Source organism: Acinetobacter stercoris (assembly GCF_900323515.1).
GTDB classification, from domain to species: Bacteria; Pseudomonadota; Gammaproteobacteria; order Pseudomonadales; family Moraxellaceae; genus Acinetobacter; species Acinetobacter stercoris.
Window position 1 is genome coordinate 1 of record NZ_OOGT01000428.1, and the last position, 866, is coordinate 866.

Annotated in this window: 1 protein-coding gene; it reads left to right on the top strand. The window is 52.1% G+C overall.

All coding sequences use genetic code 11. From position 1 onward, the window contains the following. Positions 1–251: 251 nt before the first annotated feature. Positions 252–866: hypothetical protein (locus KPC_RS20055; RefSeq protein WP_456049187.1), on the top strand; the 615-nt coding region annotated here is incomplete at its 3' end.

Consider the following 866-nt stretch of genomic DNA (forward strand, 5'->3'; position numbering starts at 1 on the left):
GAGCAAGCTACGATGTGACAACGGGTGAGATCAGTGCACCAAACTACAGCGTAACCACTAATCCGAATGAAGCCGGTGCGACAACGACGGTTCACAATGTCGGCGATGCAATCACTAGCTTAACGACTGCGGTGACTACACCGCTGACCTTTACAGGGGATAGTGGNAGCTCGGTGAATANACTTGGCTCGACATTGTCAGTGCTTGGGGATGGGAACATCACGACAACGGCAAGTCAGGGCCAGATCGCAGTGAGCCTGAATAAAACCNTGACAGGCCTGACCAGCATCAGCACGGGCAATACCTTTATTGACAGTAATGGCTTAAGCATCACAGGTGGCCCAGGTATCACCACGGCAGGCATTGATGCAGCGGGTAAAAAGATCAGTAATGTTGCAGCAGGTACAGCAGCCAGTGATGCGATTAACAAAGGCCAGCTGGATACAGCATTAACAGCACAGGACAGCAAATCGGACGGGTTGGGAAGCAGTACGGCTGCGGCATTGGGTGGTGGTGCAAGCTACGATGCGACAACAGGTGAGATCAGTGCACCGAACTACAGTGTGACCACTAATCCGAATGAAGCCGGTGCGACAACGACGGTTCACAATGTTGGTGATGCAATCAATAGNTTAACGACCGCAGTGACCACACCGCTGACCTTTACAGGGGATAGTGGTAGCTCGGTGAATAAACTTGGCTCGACATTGTCAGTGCTTGGGGATGGGAACATCACGACAACGGCAAGTCAGGGCCAGATCGCAGTGAGCCTGAATAAAACCCTGACAGGCCTGACCAGCATCAGCACGGGCAATACCTTTATTGACAGTAATGGCTTAAGCATCACAGGTGGCCCANGTATCACC